The sequence below is a fragment of the Kitasatospora sp. NPDC008050 genome (genome assembly GCF_042957465.1).
Lineage (GTDB): Bacteria > Actinomycetota > Actinomycetes > Streptomycetales > Streptomycetaceae > Kitasatospora.
The window spans coordinates 1-2129 of the sequence record NZ_JBIBIJ010000065.1; the positions used below are offsets into that span (position 1 = coordinate 1).

General features: G+C 71.5%; 1 protein-coding gene. It reads left to right on the forward strand.

The window, feature by feature from the left end:
- A partial coding sequence (locus ACFZB9_RS36860) for a beta-ketoacyl synthase N-terminal-like domain-containing protein (RefSeq protein WP_391454534.1) occupies positions 1-2129 on the forward strand: 2129 nt, incomplete at both ends.

The window sequence follows — 2129 nt, forward strand, 5'->3', positions numbered from 1 at the left end:
ATGAACACCTACCTGCTGCACAACCTCGGTGAGCGTTACCGGAGTGCCAACTCGATCGATCATTACCGGTTGATGCTGGCCAACGACAAGGATTTCCTGGCCACCCGGGTCTCCTACAAGCTCAACCTGCGCGGCCCGAGCCTGAACATCAACACCGCCTGCTCGACCTCCCTGGTCGCGGTGCACACGGCCTGTCTGGCGCTGCTGAGCGGTGAGTGCGAGCTGGCGCTGGTGGGTGCGGTGCATCTGGGCTCGCAGGAGGGCTACCAGTACCAGGAAGGGATGATCTTCTCGCCGGACGGTCACTGCCGGGCCTTCGACGCTCAGGCGCAGGGCACGGTGATCGGCAGTGGTGCGGGTGTGGTGGTGCTCAAGCGTCTGAAGGAGGCGCTGGCCGACGGGGACTGGATCCATGCGGTGATCAAGGGTTCGGCGGTCAACAACGACGGTTCGAACAAGACCGGTTACACGGCGCCGAGCATCGCGGGGCAGGCCGAGGTCATCGCGGATGCGCAGGAGGTGGCCGGCGTCGAGGCGGACAGTATCGGCTATGTGGAGGCGCACGGCACCGGCACCCCACTCGGTGATCCGATCGAGGTGGCCGCGCTCACCGAGGCGTTCCGTCAGGGCACCGACCGGAGCGGGTTCTGTGCGCTGGGCTCGGTGAAGACCAACATCGGCCATCTGGACACCGCGGCGGGCCTGGCGGGTCTGATCAAGACGGCGCTGATGCTGGAACACGCCACCCTGGTGCCGAGTCTGCACTACAGCGCGCCCAACCCGGACATCGACTTCGCGGCGAGTCCGTTCTTCGTCAACACCGAGGCCACCGCGTGGCCGGCCGTCGAGGGGCCGCGCCGGGCCGGGGTCAGTTCCTTCGGGATCGGTGGCACCAACGCTCATGTGGTGCTCCAGGAGCCGCCGGCCAGGAGCGCGGCCCCGCGCGGGCGCGACTGCGAGCTGCTGGTGCTGTCCGCGCGCTCCGAGGCCGCGCTCAAGCAGGCCGCGGCGGTGCTGGGCCGCCACCTCAAGCAGCACCGTGAGCTGGACCTGGGCGCGGTGGCACAGACCCTCGGGCTGGGCCGGCGCAGCCACCCGCACCGGCTCGCGCTGGTGGCCCGCGGCACCCGCCAGGTGGCCATGGCGCTGGCCCTGGGCGACGAGGAGCAGCTGCGCCAGGGTGTGGTGGGCCGCGAGGCGACCGCGCCCGTCCTGGTGCTCACCGGCGCCGGGGCCGCGCCCGCCGACAGCGCGGAGTTGTGCGAGGCGGTGCCGCACTACCGTGCGGCGGTCGAGGCCTGTGCCGCCGCGTTGGGCCGGCCCGGTGCGGTGGAGGCTGTGCTGGGTGAGGACGGTGCGCGGGCCGGCTTCGTTCACGAGTACGCGCTGGCCACCGCGTTGCTGGCCTGGGGTGTGGAGCCCGCCGGGCTGGCGGGTTCCGGTGCCGGGCTGGCGGTGGCGGCGGCGATCGCCCAGGCGCTGCCGCTCACCGAGGCGATCGCGCTGGCCGAGGGCACCACGCCAGGCCGTCTCGCCGCGCCGCGACTGCCGGTGCTGAACGTGGCCACCGGCCGCTGGCTGACCGAGGAGGAGAGCCTGTCGGTGGCGAGTTGGACCTCGGCCGCGGCCCCATTGCCGGAAAAGTGGCTGGACCAGCTCGCCGAGGACGGCCAACATCCGGTGCACCTGGCGCCCGCTGATGGTGGGGCGGGTGGTCTGGCGTATCTGTTCGGGTTGGCGGGGGAGCAGTGGGTGCTCGGTGCCGAGCTCGACTTCGCGGCCGTGCACGCGGGCAGCGAGGTGCGCCGGGTCCCGTTGCCGACCCACCGCTTCGAGCGGCGTCGGCACTGGGTCGAGCCCGGTGCCCACACCACGGCCGCAGCGTCGAAGGACGCCGAGCGGCTGCTCGCGAGGTTCGATCCCGAGGACCGGCGGCAGAACGTGGACCTGGTCACCGACTATCTGGTGGAGGGTATCGGCAGGGTGCTCGGCGGGCGTCACCTGGCGGCGCTGGACACCAACCTCTTCGACCTGGGCCTGGACTCGCTGGTGCTGATCGAGGTGGTCGCCCGGCTCGGCGAGGAGCTGGACTTCGCCGTCCCGGCCACCTCCTTCGTCGAGTTCCCGAC